This window comes from Bifidobacterium sp. ESL1118 (assembly GCF_058505595.1).
On record NZ_CP196371.1, the window covers coordinates 162555 to 179609 of the forward strand.

Consider the following 17055-nt stretch of genomic DNA (forward strand, 5'->3'; position numbering starts at 1 on the left):
TTGATTGCTTTCGAAATTATATTGTTGGACAAGAAAGGCGGGGTAGATGACCGCAGCGAGTAGAGCCATTGTTCCCGATTCTGTGCGCGTCAACGGTGCCACGCCGAATCCGTGGTGGGCCAGTGCAGTGGTCTATCAGATCTACCCGCGCAGTTTCCAAGACAGCAATGGCGACGGTATCGGCGATATTCCAGGTATCATCTCACGGCTGGATTACCTCAAGGACCTGGGGGTGGATGTGATTTGGCTTTCGCCCGTCTACAAGTCGCCGCAGGCCGACAATGGCTATGACATAGCGGATTACCAGGCTATTGACCCGATGTTCGGTACCATGGACGACATGGACGAGTTGCTCCGCCAGGCGCACGCCCGCGGCATCAAGGTGATCATGGACCTGGTGGTCAACCACACCTCCGATGAACATCCTTGGTTCCAGGCTTCCCGCGATTCCTCCGACCCGCACGCCGACTGGTATTGGTGGCGCCCTGCACGCCCGGGCCATGAGCCGGGGACTCCGGGTGCAGAGCCAAACCGTTGGGGTGCCACGTTCGGCGGTTCGGCATGGAAATACGATGAGCGCCGAGGTGAGTATTATCTGCACCTGTTCGCTGAAAAGCAGCCGGATCTCAATTGGGAGAATCCGGAGGTGCGCCAGGCGGTATACGCGATGATGAATTGGTGGATGGATCGTGGCATCGACGGCTTCCGCATGGATGTCATCACATTGATCTCCAAGACGCTGGATGCCACCGGGCATCTGCCGGGTGAGGCGGGAAGCACGATTGCCGACTCCGAGGTGGGCGATACGGGCTACGCCGATGCTCGCGTGTTTGTCACTGATGGGCCGCGGCTCGACGAATATTTGCGCGAGATGCGTCATGCCGTGTTCGACGGTCGTGAGGGTTATCTTACGGTTGGTGAGTCCAATGTCACGCCGGCGCGCAGTGCCGAGATCACCGATCCGGCCAACGGTGAGTTGGATATGCTGTTCGTCTTCAACCATCTTGAGGGTGTGACGGCCGACGGGTCAAAGTGGAGGCCGGCGCCGCTGAATCTGCCTGAGCTTAAACGGGTGCTCGGTCAGCAGCAGCGTGCGGTGCGTTCACGAGGTTGGGCCACTGTGTTCTTCGACAACCATGACCAGCCGCGCACGGTCTCGCGCTGGGGCAATGATGCGGATGAGATGAGCCGCATAGCTTCGGCCAAGGCGTTGGCACTGCTGCTGTTCACCCATCGTGGCACACCCTATATCTATCAGGGTGAGGAGCTGGGCATGACCAATGCTCATTTCACGAGGCTAAGCCAATATCGCGATATCGATGCGCTTGATGGCTACAACCAGCGGGTGGAGAGGAGCGGCATTCAGAGCGCTCAGTCGGCTCTGGATGCGCTTGCCGCGCGCAGCCGTGACAATGCCCGTACGCCGATGCAGTGGGACGCTTCACGCTACTCTGGGTTTATGGATGCTGCGGATGCGATGGGCCGGTCGGTTTCAGCCGCCTCTGATGCCGTTGGAACTACGGCTGTGCCTGCCCGACCGTGGATTGATGTCAATCCCAACCACACTGTCGTCAACGTGGCGGCCCAGAAGGACGATCCGGACTCCGTGCTCTCCTTCTTCAAACGCCTCATTGCCTTGCGTCAGAGCGACGAAACGTTGATTGCCGGCACTTGGAATCTGATTGATGCCGCCGATCCGCAGGTCTATGCGTTTACCCGTGAGCTGGATGGGCGTCGCCTGCTGGTGGCGGTGAACTTGTCTGGTAGGCGGGCGCCGGTGCCGGCTGAGAGCGCTGCACTTCTGGGTTTTGGCGAAGAAGTGCCTCAAGCCAGCCGATTCGTCATCGCCACCGATGGTGTTCAATCCGTTCTTGCCGCGCTGTCCCAAGGGGAGTTGCTCCCGTGGCAGGGCTTCGTATTGGAATTGTGAGGTTCCGCTTGGTCCTTGGTAGCAGACCTGTTCTTCAAACTTGAGTGAGAAAGACTCAAGAATTTTTCGAAATATCGGGAATAAAACTTGACGAGAAAAGTTGAGTATAGTAGGCTCAGGTTTTGGAACGAAAACGGACACCGTTTGGTTCCAGCCGGCAGGACGCGAGTCCAAACGGTGGAGCCTGAGCGAGTAAACGTAACGAACACAGTGCGGTTTGGCTGTGCGGTGGTCGGTTCGCAAAAACGAACCGCCAGGCCGCGGGGCAACGGCCGCGAAGATATTAAGGAGTATAGATATGGGACGTGCAGTAGGTATCGATCTGGGTACAACCAATTCTTGCATCGCCACGCTTGAGGGTGGCGAGCCCACCGTCATCGTCAACGCCGAGGGTGCGCGCACCACGCCGAGCGTTGTGGCGTTCAGCAAGTCCGGCGAAGTGCTCGTCGGCGAGGTGGCCAAGCGTCAGGCCGTCACCAACGTCGACCGCACCATCAGCTCCGTCAAGCGCCACATGGGCACCGACTGGACGGTTGACATTGACGGCAAGAAGTGGACTCCCCAGGAGATCTCCGCTCAGATTCTCATGAAGCTCAAGAGGGATGCCGAGGCGTACCTGGGTGAGCCGGTCACCGACGCGGTCATCACCTGCCCTGCATACTTCAACGACGCACAGCGTCAGGCCACGAAGGACGCGGGCAAGATCGCAGGCCTCAACGTGCTGCGTATCATTAACGAGCCCACCGCCGCGGCTTTGGCCTACGGCCTGGAGAAGGGCAAGGAGGATGAGCGCATCCTGGTCTTCGACTTGGGCGGCGGCACCTTCGATGTGTCCCTGCTGGAGATCGGCAAGGACGACGACGGCTTCGCCACCATTCAGGTGCAGGCCACCAATGGCGACAACAAGCTCGGCGGCGACGATTGGGATCAGAAGATCATCGATTGGCTCGTAGAGCAGGTCAAGAACAAGTACGGTGTGGATCTTTCCAAGGACAAGATTGCTCTGCAACGCTTGAAGGAGGCCGCTGAGCAGGCCAAGAAGGAGCTTTCGAGCTCCACCGAGACCCAGATTTCCATGCAATACCTGGCCATGACCCCTGACGGTGCGCCTGTGCACCTCGACGAGACCTTGACACGTGCGCACTTCGAGGAAATGACCTCCGACCTGCTCAACCGTTGCCGCACACCGTTCAACAACGTGCTGCACGATGCGAACATCTCCGTCTCCGACATCGACCACGTGGTGCTTGTCGGTGGTTCCACCCGTATGCCTGCCGTCAAGGACCTGGTGAAGGAATTGACCGGCGGAAAGGCTGCGAACCAGTCCGTCAACCCCGATGAGGTTGTGGCTGTCGGCGCTGCCGTGCAGTCCGGCGTCATCAAGGGCGACCGCAAGGATGTCCTGCTCATCGACGTCACCCCGCTTTCGCTCGGCATCGAGACCAAGGGCGGCATCATGACCAAGCTCATCGACCGCAACACCGCCATCCCGACCAAGCGCAGCGAAGTGTTCTCGACCGCCGAAGACAATCAGCCTTCAGTGTTGATTCAGGTCTATCAGGGCGAGCGTGAGTTCGCTCGTGACAACAAGCCGCTGGGCACCTTCGAGCTGACCGGCATCGCTCCGGCTCCCCGTGGCGTTCCGCAGATCGAGGTCACCTTCGACATCGACGCCAACGGCATCGTGCACGTCGGCGCCAAGGACAAGGGCACCGGCAAGGAACAGTCCATGACCATCACCGGCGGAAGCGCCCTGCCTAAGGACGAGATCGACCGCATGGTCAAGGAAGCCGAGGCTCACGAGGCCGACGACAAGAAGCGTAAGGAAGACGCCGAGACCCGCAACCAAGCCGAGTCCTTCGCCTACCAGATGGAAAAGATGGTGAACGACAACAAGGACAAGCTCTCCGATGACGTGGTCAAGGAAGTCACCGACGATGTCAACGCTCTGAAGGAAGCCCTGAAGGGTGAGGACATCGACAAGATCAAGTCCGCCCAGGAGAAGCTGACTACCTCTTCGCAGAAGATCGGTCAGGCGCTCTATGCCCAGCAGGGTGCTGAGGGCGCAGCTGCTGGTGCAGCCGGTGCCGGCGCTGCAGGTAGCGCTTCCGGTTCGGCCTCCTCATCTGACGATGACGACGTTGTAGACGCCGAAGTCGTGGATGACGATGACGACAAGAAAGACAACAAGTAATCATGTCCCAGTTCGACAAGGATGACTACTTGAGAGACTTGCCGGACCCCGATGATCCAATCCTCAAGGCCGCTGGAACCGGTTCTTCCGGCACCAGCGGCCCAGGGTCGCAAGGCGAGGCTGGAGGATTCGGCGGATCCGGGTCGGTAGGTCAGGCAGAACGTCAGGAGGCGAATATGTCGAAGGATACCGAAAACGGCAACGGTGACAACGGCAACGACGCTGCCACGCATAATGGCCAGCATGCCGGCACTCAGGGCAACCCTGCAGATGCGGATTCTGCTCAGCGTGCAGACGAGGAGGGCTCCATGGGTGCTGATGCTTCGCAGCAGCAGGATGGCGCTCAGCAGGGCAACACTCCGGGTGCCCAATCTGAGGACGGCGCCCCCAACGCTGATGCATCGGCAAATGCCGGGGCTCAGGGGGGCGATGGCGACACGTTAACGCCACTTGGGCAGGCCAAGAAGGAAGCAGCCGAATATCTGGACGCCCTCCAGCGTGAGCGTGCAGAGTTTGTCAATTTCCGTAATCGTGCTCAAAAGGAGCAGGATGTTTTCCGCCAGCATGGCATCATCGACGTGCTCACGGCATTGCTTCCAGCACTTGACGACATCGATCGCATTCGTGAGCACAATGACTTGGATGATTCCTTCGCGGCCGTGGCTACGAAGATTGACAAGGCCTTCCAAAAGTTCGGTGTTGAGAAGTTCGGCGAGAAAGGTGAGGACTTCGACCCCACCAAGCATGAGGCCATTCTCCATAAGCCGGATTCCAACGCCACTAAAGAGACCGTTGACACGGTGGTGGAGGCGGGCTATCGCATTGGTGATCGCGTGATTCGCGCGGCCCGTGTGGTGGTTGTTTCTCCGCAAGCCTAGCAAGGTTCCATTTCAGACGGGTGCGGAACCTTACCGTTGAGTGAGGCCGCACCCGTTATGTATACGTGATTGTCGATGTGCTGGGCGCCCTTTGTGTGGTCGGTGCGTCAGTGGGAACCGGCGAAAGCTAGGAAAGGTGTGAATTATGGCTGAAAATGAGTGGTTGAGTAAAGACTTTTATAAGACACTGGGCATTTCAAAAGATGCATCCAGTTCCGACATTACCAAGGCGTACCGCAAGCTGGCGCGTAAGTATCACCCGGACCTCAACAAGACCAAGGAGGCTGAAGAGAAGTTCAAGGACATCTCCGAGGCATACGACGTGCTGAGCAACGCTGACGAGCGTAAGAAGTATGACGCCATCCGTCAGTTCGGCATGGGTGGGGCTCGCTTCGCGGGCGGCTCCGGCACCGGTCAAGGCGGTTTCAGCGCCGATAACTTCTCCGACCTCTTCGGTTCGATGTTCGGTGGCGGCGCTGGCGGACCTGGCAACATCCGCTTCCAGACCTCCGGCGGCGGGCCAAACAACATCAACGACATCTTCTCGATGTTCGGCGGCGGCGCAGGCGGCTCGGGCGCCGGTGGCTACGCCAGTTCCGGCAGCAGTCCCTATGATGGCGGCAACTCCAGTTATCGCGAGCCGCAGGAGGCTGTGCGTGGTGCCGACCGCAACTCCAAGATCACGTTGACGTTCCGTCAGGCGGTCAAGGGCTCCACGGTCTCGTTGAAGGTGGATGGCAGGACCTTCAAGACGCATGTCCCTGCAGGCGTGAAGACGGGTCAAAAGATACGTCTCGCCGGCAAGGGCAAGCATGGCATGAACGGCGGCTCAAACGGCGACCTGTACTTGAACATCACCGTCAAGCCCGACCCGAAGTTCTCGATGGATGGCAATGACATCGTCATGCCGTTGCCGGTCACCATTGGTGAGGCGGTTGCCGGTGCCAGGGTTTCGGCGACTGATTTTGACGGCAAGGAAGTCAACATCAAGGTGCCTGCAGGCTCGTCCAGCGGCACCGAGGTGCGGGTCTCGGGTAAAGGTGTGCCAGGGCGCGGCGGTGACTTGGTGGCTCGCGTTGAGATTCGTGTGCCTGCAAAGCCAGGCCTTGAGCTCAAGCATGCAGCAAAGGACTTCGACAAGAAGGCTGAGGGGTATGTCGAACAGGTGGCATCCGAGCGCGTGTGAACGACTGGTTCGTAAGGGCTGCAGCCGATTGCGAGTCGAGCATGGTGATATTGGTCGCAGATGTGGTTGAACAGTAGCAGATCGACTGAATCTGCGGCAAATGCACTGATTCTGGATGGTGCTCGTCGGCGGCTTCGCCAAACGCAGTGGTGGTATGGCGGGCTATATGCAACTAGACCGCGCGAAGTGCGATGAAGTGCGCTTCGCATGCATTGGACACCATGGTATTTGTTGTTGGATAATGACGGCTGCTCGGATGCGGTAATGCGATATATTGGTAGTGGAATGTCAAGAAAATAGGCAAAACAGACAAGATAGGTGATTTTGATGGCAAGTGTGGATAGGCAGATGCGTATGTTGTACGCCATGTGCGCCATCGCCTTGGAGCAGCATCGCGCTGATTTGGATGGTGCCGACGATGTTGGCTTCGACATTGACCTTCCTGTGTTCAGCGTCGGCCTTGCCGCACAGTTGGCGGATATTCACCCCCAGACCTTGCGTCAGTATGACCGCATGAAGCTTGTGGTTCCTCAACGCACGGAGGGTGGTGCCCGCCGTTATTCGCTGCGCGACATCGACCGTTTGGTGCAGGCTCAGCATCTGAGCCAGGACGAGGGTATCACGTTGGCGGGCATCTCCAGAATCCTGAATCTGGAGGAGGAGAACCGTCAGCTGCGCCGTGAGGTCAAGCGCCTCAAGAGCGAGGGGCAGCCGAGTGTCTTTGCCGCCGACAAAGACGGTGGCATCACCGAAGTGCAGCGCAGCGCCCAAGCACGCCGTTGGCGCCGTGATATGCATCAGCAAGTCCGCGAGCTCCCCACCCGTGAAGCCGCCTGGGCCGATGCCGCCGCCAGAGCCGGTGCCCGAAACGGTGATAAGAACAACGCGGGTCGTGCCAATGGCTATGCCCCCAGTGAAGGCACTGGCGGTGGAACCCCTGAGGCTTCACTTGTTGAGAACCACGCCTTGGCTCTCTGGGGCGATTTTCTGGACTAGAGGGTTTTTGACCGAGAGCCGTCAGTGTCTGCATTTGATTTTCTTGGGTATCATTCGTCAATAGTTAGGTCTGAGCTCAATGAGCCCGCAAACCTGATGGATGTTTACGAGCGTACACAATTATCAATGTTTACGAACGTGGCCATTCTGGTTATTGCAGGTGATGTTGGGGGTGTGTGGCTCGTAGTGTCTTTTCATTTCGTTTTGCCGGAATCGTGTTATCGGGATGCACTATTTGCCAACTTGGTGATTTCGTTTTGATACTCTTGTTCAACGCCGTTCATCCTTGTCCGAAACATCTTCCAATCCATTGACTGACTAGGGATCTGTATGGATTGGTGGAATATGATGGCTCCGTTTTTATCGCGTCCGGCGAGACGTCCTATTGAGTCGGTTGTAGTGGCGGTCCATGAGGGGTGCACCACTCCTGCCCACGTTGCGTTGCGAATGTAGGCGTAGCTGATGATCTGGTAGAGGTCTTCTCGGCTGATGGAGCTGCCTGGCGCCGCGCCGTGGTCTGCATTGAGCGACGAATCGAGGTCTTTGTATTTGGCATCGAGGATGATTCCCGCCTGATCATTATGGTAATCGGGATAGATGGAGCGGTTGCTATGGTTCCCGAAAGTCTCTTCGTAGACGCTGACTTTTCCGATGCCTTGTTTGTTGTGTGAATGAATGAATCCACTGCCGAGCAAAGTGCTTACGTATTCCTCCCAGAGCCATGCCACATCGAAGAGAATGCCGTGGATTCGGCTTGAATTCCCGCCGAGTGACCGGTGATTGTGCTGCAGGATCATCAGGCAGAGCTGTTGTAACGTACGATACTCGGTGTAGTAGGCGTGGTGCAGGGGGTGTGCTGCGTTACGAAAGACGATTCGGCCTCGGTCGCCGTGGTGGTAGGTTGGCGTTGAACGCTCCACGGCTGCCACGTTCTGACTGGTCTGCGGTGAGGAGACGAATATGCCGAGCCACGTCGATGGGTCCGCGCACGTTCATGTCGTTGTGTTCGAAGCGACGGTACTGATGGAGCAACCCTTTGCGCATGGCGGCGTTGAGATAGTACGGAAACATGTAGGGCAGGAAGTGGTAGAGCTGTTCTTGCATCGAAAGTTTGGTGTCGAGCGAGACGATGTTGATGTGCAGCACCTTCTGCAGCATGTAGTACAAGAAGTTGTCGTCATTGTCATTGCTTGCGTCTCTTGGCGAGAACCGCGAGTGGATGGTCAGCAGGTCGTCTTCGCAACCGATGAACCCGATGGCGTTGCCGAATCGAATTTGGTCGTTGACGGTTTCCACGATTTTCGGCTTGTCTTTTACTTCGAAGTCATCTGTTTGGCAGACTTGCGGTGGGAAGATGAACACATTGCGTTCTTGCGATAACTCGTTGAGCGTCATATCCACAATCGATTGGAATTTGCCGTTGTTCGCAGGTTTCGTGCCGCAGAGAATCGGATGCTGACGCTGGAACTCATGCTTGTCGTAGCCGGTGTTGTCCAGGAAACGCACAGGTGCCTCAGTCCCGCTGGCCATCGGCGTCATCTGCCTGGGCGGAATTGTCGGTTGCTGGGTCTAGATCCACGTTCGTAGCTGGGGACCCATCATCTGCCGCAGTTTGTTCGGCGGCCTGTGAGCCTATTGGTTTCCACTGTGGGTCGCAGATGCTGTGCAGTTTGTCGAGTATTGCCTGCTCATCTTCGAACCCGCGCAGATATTCCTCAAGAAGCGGGCCTATGTAGTCCGCCCAAAGTGTGGAATAATCGTAATTCAGGTCAGGCAGTTTCATGAAGTAGCTTGGTCCGATTTCGTACGATTCGCCAAGTCCATCGGTTGCGGCGATTGTCTCATTCAACGCTGTTAGGCAACGTTTGGCGTCGTCAAGTTTGTTCGTGTCGATCCTGCCGTCGAGCATGAACATGGTGTCTTGTGCGGATATATTGATGAAGCGGAACCGGCGCCGCATGGCGAAGTCGAAGCTCTCAACCGACCGGTCGATGTCGTTCATCGTGCCGATGATGTAGACGTTTTCAGGAATGTAGAACCTATCATTTGGGTCACGGTGCATATTGGCATACTGCGTCTGCACGCCGCCCCTCGGACCGCGGTAATCCGGGTCGAGCGAGAAGAACAGTTCACCGAAGATCTTGGATATCTCTCCTCGGTTGATCTCGTCGATGACGAAGATGTACGGTTTCGATTTGTTGTCTTGATTGTTGTTTTGTGATTGGGAAGGTCTGAGGAAGTCAATAGTTGCTGAAACTGTGTTGTTCCGTTGCGCCTCGTTGAGTATTCCCCAATAATATGTATCTTTGCGTTGTCTGGAACCGCCGCGAGATTGTGCAATTTCCTTGACTTCATCAAAATTAGCCTGACTTTGCAAAAGTCGGATAAGCTCTTGGCGATCAAGATGTGGCAACGGGGAGTCATCGTCATCACCAATGAGTTTTATTGAAACAACATTTCCTGAGATTCCCACGATGGAGAATGTTGGGTACTCGCCGCCGCGTGATGTATCTTTTTTATGGAAGACGTTTTCGGGATTGCCGATTGCTGTCAGGAAACCGTCGACCTGTTGTTGTGTGGTCTTGGTAGGACCAGCGTCATCAGCCGTAACTTCGTTGTCCATGTTGTGCTGTGCTTTTGCGACGAATTCGCTGAAGGTACCGGCCTTGAGCTCGAATCCAAGCGTCCCGTCGGCATCGGTCTTGGGTCTCAGCCCCTCCACGAAGTCGGTGTAGTCGTAGCTCGGGTGAAATTGGACGAATTCAAATTGGTCGGAGTCGGCAAGTTTCTCGTTAATTTCGTCAGAGGTCTTTCCTGTGATGCCAATCATCTGCGCCGCGATTTGTTTGGCGAGGTAGGTCTTGCCCGTCCCCGGTGCCCCGTGGAAGATGATGTTCTTTGACTTCTTCAGTTCGCCTACATACTTGTCGATGCGGTCTTGATTGATGGGTTGAAGCACTGCATCTCCTTGCTGTTGTGCGTTTTGCGCAGCAACGTACGATTGGAAAAATTTGTCATAATCCTTATAGAATTGTTTAAGGTTGTCGTTCGGTTCTTGGTCCGGAGACTTATCGAATACAGATTTGCTGACTAAGCCCAAGCTTGTCAAAGAATGAAAATGGGTATCTTCCGAAAATCGTCGCTTAAGAGGGTCTTGGTTGTTGAAGTGGAACTGAAGTCCTATTATGTCACCCTTGCTTTTATTCCATTTTGCGATGATGTTACATGGGCCTCTACCGATGAAACAACTTACAGAAGTAATTCTAAATACAGCTACGTTGATGTTTATTTTTTGTCCATTTGAAAAAGATAGATATGGAGCGCAGTCTTTCATAAGTCCTTTGTTTCGGTCTCGTGGACCGCTCAGATTCTCTGGGTCTACACGTTCTTCCAAGTGAGCTCCGCGACGCAGCAAGTGCACAAAATGTTCGAGGAGCCGTTGGAAATAAACATAATCTTGCTCAGTCGGTTCAACGGTTTCGTTGGTTTCAGTGTCGGTTTGCGCCATTGCGATTCTGTGTTCCTCTATCTATTGCTACGCTTCATTTAAACATCATGTTGGTATTTGTAAGGTTTGTCAATTGACTGTGAGCTTTGAATGCTGCTTGATGCCTTTAACAGTTTTTTCGATGATGCTGTTGCCGTCGAGTGCCTGCATCTCAGGACTTTCGGCCACCTTCACCAACGCGTGCCACAGCGCCTCGATGGTGCCGCCGACAATTGTTTCGGCCTCGTCTCGCGCCAGACCAAGCGAGTTCGTGCCTTCAGTTATCAGCGTCTCGGGAAACACCTGCTCCAGGTCATAGGTGGCATGGTTCCCGCTGCCAAAGCGCATCGAGAACTTAGGATGTGCTCTGCCCGGCGTGAGATAAGGCGCGATGGAGAGCACGTCGTACATCGGTGCGAGTCGGACGTCTGGCCCGTCAAGCAGCAGTGAGTAGTTCTTGGCATGGGCATCGGTGTTGAGCAGGAACACGTTTGCAGTCAGCTGCTGTAAGAACCCTCGTGCGCACGCGTCCGCATCTTCGGGACTGAGCTTCGTGCGAAACAGCTGACCGATTTGGCGGATGCCGGGCCCGCCGTCGTCACGCTGGTACTTTTTGGTCGGAGGCACGCTCATCGCCTGGCAGAGGTCCTCTTGGTGGAGACGGGAGTAGGTGCCATCGGCATTGCGCCTGCGGTCGTACCGTGTCGAAACGACCGCGCTGATTGACTTGTCTGGAGCGGTCCACAGCGTGGTTTGCGCCGCTGGAATCTCCGCAGCCGAAACCACGCGCTCGCAGAAGAGTTCCACAATGTCGGCATCAGGGAACGCCACCATGCCCGTCGCCCCGGATGCGCCGGTTGGTTGCGGTTTGAAGATATGCGTGGTCGGCACTCCCCGTTCGGGCACGCCCCAACCGCCGGAAGGCAGCTTTGCTAGTGCAATTTTTGCTTGTGCCCCGGCAAGACTCATACGTTGCTGGTCAAGTGCCGGTCCAGCGCCTTCATACAGGGTGAGTGTGTTTTTCAGACGTGTCTCCAGTTCAGCCTCGCTGATTGGCCGTATCGCTGTGCGGTCTGCGATGGCGTCTTCTGATTGCTTGCCTGGCTGGACGATTTGCAGCGCTCCTGCCACATCTTGTCCCATGTGTTCGAGTAATGCAAACGGAGAGGCCGCCGAAACGCCATAGTTTGCGGCGATGGCACCAAGTGCGGCGGCGTTGTCTGGTAGCAACCCCTGCAGAAATGGTAGAACGGGCTTGTTGCCGTACTTTTTCTGGCTCAGTGGCATGGAGAGCGAAAGCGGGGTATTGCTTGGGTTTGCAGCGTAAGCGCTGTCATAGGTGAATGACAGCGTCCCGGCTGAGGTCATGGCGAGCCGGCCGGTGAAGGTGCCGTCCATATAGACGTCAAGTGTGCGTTCGCTCATTGTGCGGTTCCTTGGCTATTGTGTGTGCTTTGCGCTGGAACCGAGTCGGCGAATTCTCTGGTGCTCAAATGGTTCGGATGTCGCGTTTCGGTTTGATTCTGATTTTCGATAATCGCCGTATTTTTAGGCCAATTGTCATCGGCAACGAGAGTCAGGCCGAGTGCCTCAAACGTACTGAGGATCTTGAACAGGTCAATTGAGGGCTTGCCGTTCTCCACGTGCACGAGCCAGCTGCGTGAGACGCGGGCTTTGCGGCACAGCTGTTCCTGGGTGAGACCCTGGCGCTCGCGTTCGTCACGGATCACCCTACCAACTTCCGCCATAGTGCGGATGCGTCGCTGTGCCATGCGCCGGTCACCTCCATTCGTCGGCGCGGAACTTATTCGGTAGTAGATGTTCGCCGAATGACTGCGCTTTTGCGTTATACTGCGTCCTCTTTTGCCGCCTTCCATTCTAACGTAATTGTGTACGAACGGCAACATTCAGCATTGTGTACGGACGAACACAATGCTGAATGTGTTTGCTCGCATACATGGCTGCCACGTACTGCGCACTGCGTACGGGGCAGGTATGGGTGCGGGCGGGCGCGGTGAGAAGCAGCTCTATGCGCTTCATATTGCCTGCTGTGGCTCCACTGATTTGACCCTGTCCAAAAGATGCAAAATGATTTCAGTGATGCTTCAGTGACTTCCTCGAAAAAAGCACTGCCCGCGCTCTCAGACCTTCTCGATCGGCACTTCCATGCGACTCACATAGTCGCTGAAATCGTCTGATTCGTACTCGCCGATCAGGCAGAACTCAATGGGGTCGCCGCACTCGCGGTAGCCTTGCCGCTGCATCTCCTGGTGGATTTTCTCGTAGGCGCCCACGCATTTGGCGAACGATCCGGCGAAGGTCAGCCCGGCGTATAGACCGGCATCCAGGTTGTAATCACCCTTGAAGTCTTGGTTCTTGCAGTACAACAGAATGGTCTTTGCGGGAAAGCATCCGTTGACGCGTTGCGTGGTGTCCACTTGGTAGCAGGGGATGGTGCGCAGCGTCTGCAAGGCCTCGTGGTGGATTGCCGTGTATTGGGCGAAGGCGAACGGGATCTCGTCGTAGGCTACAAGCGTGCGGCTGATGAGCGCGCACTGCCGTTTTGGTGCCTTGAAAATGGAGATGTCGCTGTCCTGCGAGGCTGTCACGGCCTGGGTGTACCGCTGCAAGCTGTCCACAATGCTGTTTTTAACACCAGTGAGGTAGCCGATTTGCCGGTCGATGTGCTGCATCTCGTCGTTCATGAGCCCGATGGTGGAGCTGAATGAGTGGTGATCGAAGTATCGGTGGATTTGATTGAAGCTGAAGTCCATGGCGCGCAGTTCGGTGATGACGTTGAGCTTGGCGAAGTCCTCCGGTCCGTATATACGGTAGGAGTTGACGGGGTTGCGTTTAGGCACAACCAGCCCAATGCGCTCATAGTAATACAGCGTATCGATGGTGATGTTGTAGATTTTCGCTGTTTCTTTAATTGAGCGTCCCCGCTCGATTAGATGTTGGGCCTCCAGCATGTGTGTCTCTTTCCAAGCCTTGTCTAGCACAAAGGATATCGGTATTGTGCCAACTAGCAAAACTGTTGAGTATTGCATTAATAATCATATAGAAACGTTGCGATAACAGTGATTGTTGACGTTTGGTAACCGTGCTTTCATTGTTTTCTGCCAAACACAACGGATGATTTGACTCTTGCCTAACACAAGGGTATACGCTGAGCGTGATTTGAAGGACGGGTGAGAGGAACAGCCTTCAACGTAAGAGAGGTTGCTTAGCTAAGGAGCAGCAATGGTTCAAGTCAAAACGAAATATGGAACGATGGTAGGGCAGGATACGCCTGAGGGAGTGCAACGTTTTCTAGGCATTCCGTTTGCCAAACCGCCGGTCGGCGTTCGCCGCTGGAAGGCTCCGGAGCCGCTGGAACCCAGCGATGAGGTGCGCGACTGCACCGATTACGGCTATTCGGCCATGCAGAAGTACGATCCTGTCATGTACGCCTCCCGTCGCCAGCAGAACGAGGACTGCCTGACGCTCAACATTTGGCGCCGTGACGCCGATGCCAGGAACCTTCCGGTCATGGTCTTCATCCATGGCGGTGCTTACGTGGAGGGAGGCTCGTCCGACCCCATGTATGACGGCACCAACATCGTCAAGCGCAACGATGTCGTCTATGTGACCTTCAACTACCGTGTGAACGTCTTCGGTTATCTCAACCTGGCCGGCCTGCCCGGCGGTGAGGAATACAAGGATTCCGGCCATTGCGGCACGCTCGACCAACTCGCTGCGCTCCAGTGGGTGCACGAGAACATCGAGGACTTCGGCGGCGACCCGAACAATGTCACGCTGTTTGGAGAGTCCTGCGGATCCGGTTCCACGTTCCTGCTGTCCGTCAGCCCCAAGTCGAAGGGCCTCTTCCAACGCGCCATTGGCGAGTCCGGTCCCATTCAGCTTTACAACACGCAGGAGCAGACCGCGCCCTATGCGCAGGAGCTCATGGAGATGCTTGGCTGCAAGAGCGCTCAGGAGATGGCGGCGTTGCCCGTCGGCGACATCATGATGAAGTTCACCGGTGAGTTCTTCGAGAAGCACATTCACGAGGTCTCGCTAATCTTCGCGCCGACCGTTGACGGCGACGTGCTGCCGTTGCAACCGTTCAAGGCCTTCAAAGAGGGCGCGGCCAAGGATGTGCAGCTCATGATGGGCTGCAACGCCAATGAGTTCTCTTACTGGCGCATGTACTTCAAGGATCTTGCCGCTGAGATGCCTGACTTCTGGCATCATCAGGCCGTCTTCCACTTCGATAACAAGCTCGACTCCGCAAAGTACGAAGCCGAATGGAAGAAGTTGCATGCCGGTGAGGACGAGGGTGAAAGCTATCTGGAGTACACCAACCAGATCGGTTTCCGTGTGGGTACCGACCTTATGGCCGAGTTCCAGTCGCAGTATCGTGACGACACGTATGACTATCTCTTCACCTATGCCTCTAAGCTGCCGAATATGGGCTCCTGCCATGCCATCGAGCTGCCGTTCGTCATGCACAACACCCAGCGCCCCGACCTTCCTGCCACAATGACGGGCGAGGTTCCGCCGATGCATCTCTCCGACGAGATGGCCGATGCGTGGGCAAGCTTCGCCGCCAATGGCAAGCCTGTCTCCGGCGTGGGTGACGAGTGGTTGCCGTACGGCGCCAAGGGAGAGCATCACACCATGGTGATCAGCGAGGACAAAGGCTGGAATCTTGGCGTCGATGTGAACAAGGCCAATATCGCCGAACTGCGTCCCGCCTTCGATGAGTGCCTGCTCAAGTAGCGTCGACTGTCTGGTCGGGGGCGACGCGCTCCTTTCCGAAAATTTGGATTTGTGATAATAGAGAAAGAACAATCATGGAAAAGATGAAAAAATCCAGTTATCGCTGGGTCATTTTGGTGGTTGTATGTATCATCGGCATCCTGTCGAACTACATGCAGTATCAGATTTCGTCATTGGCGGTCTCGCTGATGCCGATGCTCCACATCAGCCAGGCGGGCTTCTCCACGCTGCTGACCATGCCTATGCTCACCGCTGTGTTCCTGAGCATCCCCATGGGCACTTACGGTGATCGCATTGGGCCTAAGAAGGTTGTCATGGTCGGTCTGGTCATCGCGGTCATCGGTGCGTTTCTACGCACCTTCTGCCTGAATTTCGTCATGCAAGCAGTTTCTATGTTTCTGCTGGGTGCCGGTATCGCCGCTCTCAACTCGAATCTGGCCAAGATCTTCAGCGTCTGGTTCGGGGCGGACACACAGATGGCCATGGGCTGGTTCTTCGGCTCCGCCGGTGTCGGTGTCATTCTGGCGCAGATGGTCGCTCCGATGATGCCGGTCTTCACCTCCTATCTGACCGCTGCCATTATTCTTGCTGTGGCCACCGTGGTATGGCTTGTGCTCATCAAGGACACCCCTGAAGGCATCACGCTTCCGCCTGCCACCGAGTCGCCGCTCAAGCACTTCGGTGTGGCGGCCAAGAGCCCCAGCGTTTGGCTTATTGCCATGTGCTACGGCTTGCCCATGGCCGCTTCGACCGCATTCGCGGGCTTCATTCCGCAGACTTTGATCAACAGCAATGGTTTCGACCAACGTACCGCCGGTATGGTGGCATCGGCCGCGGCTCTTGGCTCCATCATCGGCTCCGTGCTTGGCCCCGCCATCAGCTCGCGCTTGGGCAAGTGGAAGGCTTATCTGGTCTTCACCATCGTGGTCGGTGCGGCGCTCATGGCCTACTTCTGGGGTGTGGTACTCATGCTCAAGAAGGCTCCGGCACTTATCGTCCTGCTCATCGTCATGTTCATCTCCGGCACGTTCGGTTCCATGAACGGCCCGATCGTGCAGGCCATGCCGCTTGCGGTGCCTGAGATTGGTCCACGTTTCGCCGGTAGTGCGGGTGGGCTTATCAGCACCATCGGTCTGCTCTGCTCCTTCTTCATCCCGATTGTCATCTCTGCGGTGGCCGGTGGCAACTATGTGCTGAATCTCGGCATCGAGAGCGGTGTCTTTCTGCTCTCCGCTCTGTTCGTCATTCTGTTGCCCGAGCTCGGGCCCAAGGGCAAGATTGCCCAGCAGCAGGCTGCCAAGGTTTCATCTCAGTCTCAGCAGGCGTGATGACTGATGCGATTGCCGTGATGAGGCAATGATATTGAGTTGTAGTCTGATATCATGATTACGTCAGTACCATGTCATTGTAGTTATTCCAGGTGGCGGCCGGCTCTCCGGTTCGCCACCTGGAATTTCTTGTATAGGTCACTGTGAAACCGCAGCGACCGATTTTGCCATGTGTGGGTCTCTTTTGTCGCCATTCCATTCTGCATGTATTGGTATGCTGATTTTTGTGTAAAGCCGGCTGTGCTTGTTTTCCGCGAAGAATATTGGTTGTGAGATGCGTGGCGTGGGTTGG

11 protein-coding genes and 1 pseudogene are annotated in these 17055 nt (G+C 56.1%); 7 read left to right on the forward strand and 5 right to left on the reverse strand.

Annotated elements, in window-relative coordinates; all coding sequences use genetic code 11:
• Positions 1-46: 46 nt before the first annotated feature.
• The 5 genes from ACSYSS_RS00580 (at position 47) to ACSYSS_RS00600 (ending at position 7184) form a co-directional block, all read left to right on the forward strand.
• Positions 47-1930, forward strand: coding sequence for a glycoside hydrolase family 13 protein (locus ACSYSS_RS00580; RefSeq protein ID WP_491703606.1), 1884 nt, complete (start codon positions 47-49; stop codon positions 1928-1930).
• A 298-nt stretch (positions 1931-2228) separates the two neighbouring features.
• Positions 2229-4124, forward strand: a complete 1896-nt coding sequence (dnaK, locus tag ACSYSS_RS00585; RefSeq protein WP_491703607.1) for a molecular chaperone DnaK — start codon at positions 2229-2231, stop codon at positions 4122-4124.
• Positions 4125-4126: 2 nt separating this feature from the next.
• Positions 4127-5002, forward strand: coding sequence for a nucleotide exchange factor GrpE (gene grpE, locus ACSYSS_RS00590; protein ID WP_491703608.1), 876 nt, complete (start codon positions 4127-4129; stop codon positions 5000-5002).
• Between the two features lie 145 nt (positions 5003-5147).
• Complete coding sequence (locus tag ACSYSS_RS00595; protein ID WP_491703609.1) at positions 5148-6188, forward strand: DnaJ C-terminal domain-containing protein; 1041 nt, start codon at positions 5148-5150, stop codon at positions 6186-6188.
• A 327-nt stretch (positions 6189-6515) separates the two neighbouring features.
• A complete protein-coding gene (locus ACSYSS_RS00600) occupies positions 6516-7184 on the forward strand; it encodes a heat shock protein transcriptional repressor HspR (protein ID WP_491703610.1) in 669 nt (222 codons plus the stop codon).
• A 218-nt stretch (positions 7185-7402) separates the two neighbouring features.
• On the opposite strand, the pseudogene ACSYSS_RS00605 reads toward ACSYSS_RS00600, so the two are convergent.
• The 5 genes and pseudogenes from ACSYSS_RS00605 to ACSYSS_RS00625 form a co-directional block, all read right to left on the reverse strand.
• Positions 7403-8723, reverse strand: a pseudogene (locus ACSYSS_RS00605) (5-methylcytosine restriction system specificity protein McrC).
• Positions 8698-10143 (reverse strand): McrB family protein, encoded by a 1446-nt coding sequence (locus ACSYSS_RS00610; protein WP_491703611.1) that lies wholly within the window; start codon positions 10141-10143, stop codon positions 8698-8700. The pseudogene ACSYSS_RS00605 and the gene ACSYSS_RS00610 overlap by 26 nt, the downstream one beginning before the upstream one ends.
• Positions 10144-10761: 618 nt before the next feature.
• Entirely contained in the window at positions 10762-12096 is a 1335-nt protein-coding gene (locus ACSYSS_RS00615) for a HipA domain-containing protein (protein WP_491703612.1), read from the reverse strand.
• On the reverse strand, positions 12093-12443 hold the full coding sequence (locus ACSYSS_RS00620) for a helix-turn-helix domain-containing protein (protein ID WP_491703613.1): 351 nt from the start codon (positions 12441-12443) through the stop codon (positions 12093-12095). The genes ACSYSS_RS00615 and ACSYSS_RS00620 overlap by 4 nt, the downstream gene beginning before the upstream one ends.
• 369 nt (positions 12444-12812) lie before the next feature.
• Positions 12813-13643, reverse strand: a complete 831-nt coding sequence (locus tag ACSYSS_RS00625) for a MerR family transcriptional regulator (RefSeq protein WP_491703614.1) — start codon at positions 13641-13643, stop codon at positions 12813-12815.
• 271 nt (positions 13644-13914) lie between these two features.
• Between ACSYSS_RS00625 and ACSYSS_RS00630 the strand changes: the two genes are divergently transcribed.
• Both ACSYSS_RS00630 and ACSYSS_RS00635 read left to right on the forward strand, forming a co-directional pair.
• Positions 13915-15435 carry a carboxylesterase/lipase family protein gene (locus tag ACSYSS_RS00630; RefSeq protein WP_491703615.1) on the forward strand — a complete coding sequence of 507 codons (1521 nt, stop codon included), beginning with the start codon at positions 13915-13917 and terminating at the stop codon, positions 15433-15435.
• A gap of 74 nt (positions 15436-15509) precedes the next feature.
• Positions 15510-16763, forward strand: a complete 1254-nt coding sequence (locus tag ACSYSS_RS00635) for an MFS transporter (protein ID WP_491703616.1) — start codon at positions 15510-15512, stop codon at positions 16761-16763.
• Positions 16764-17055: the final 292 nt, after the last annotated feature.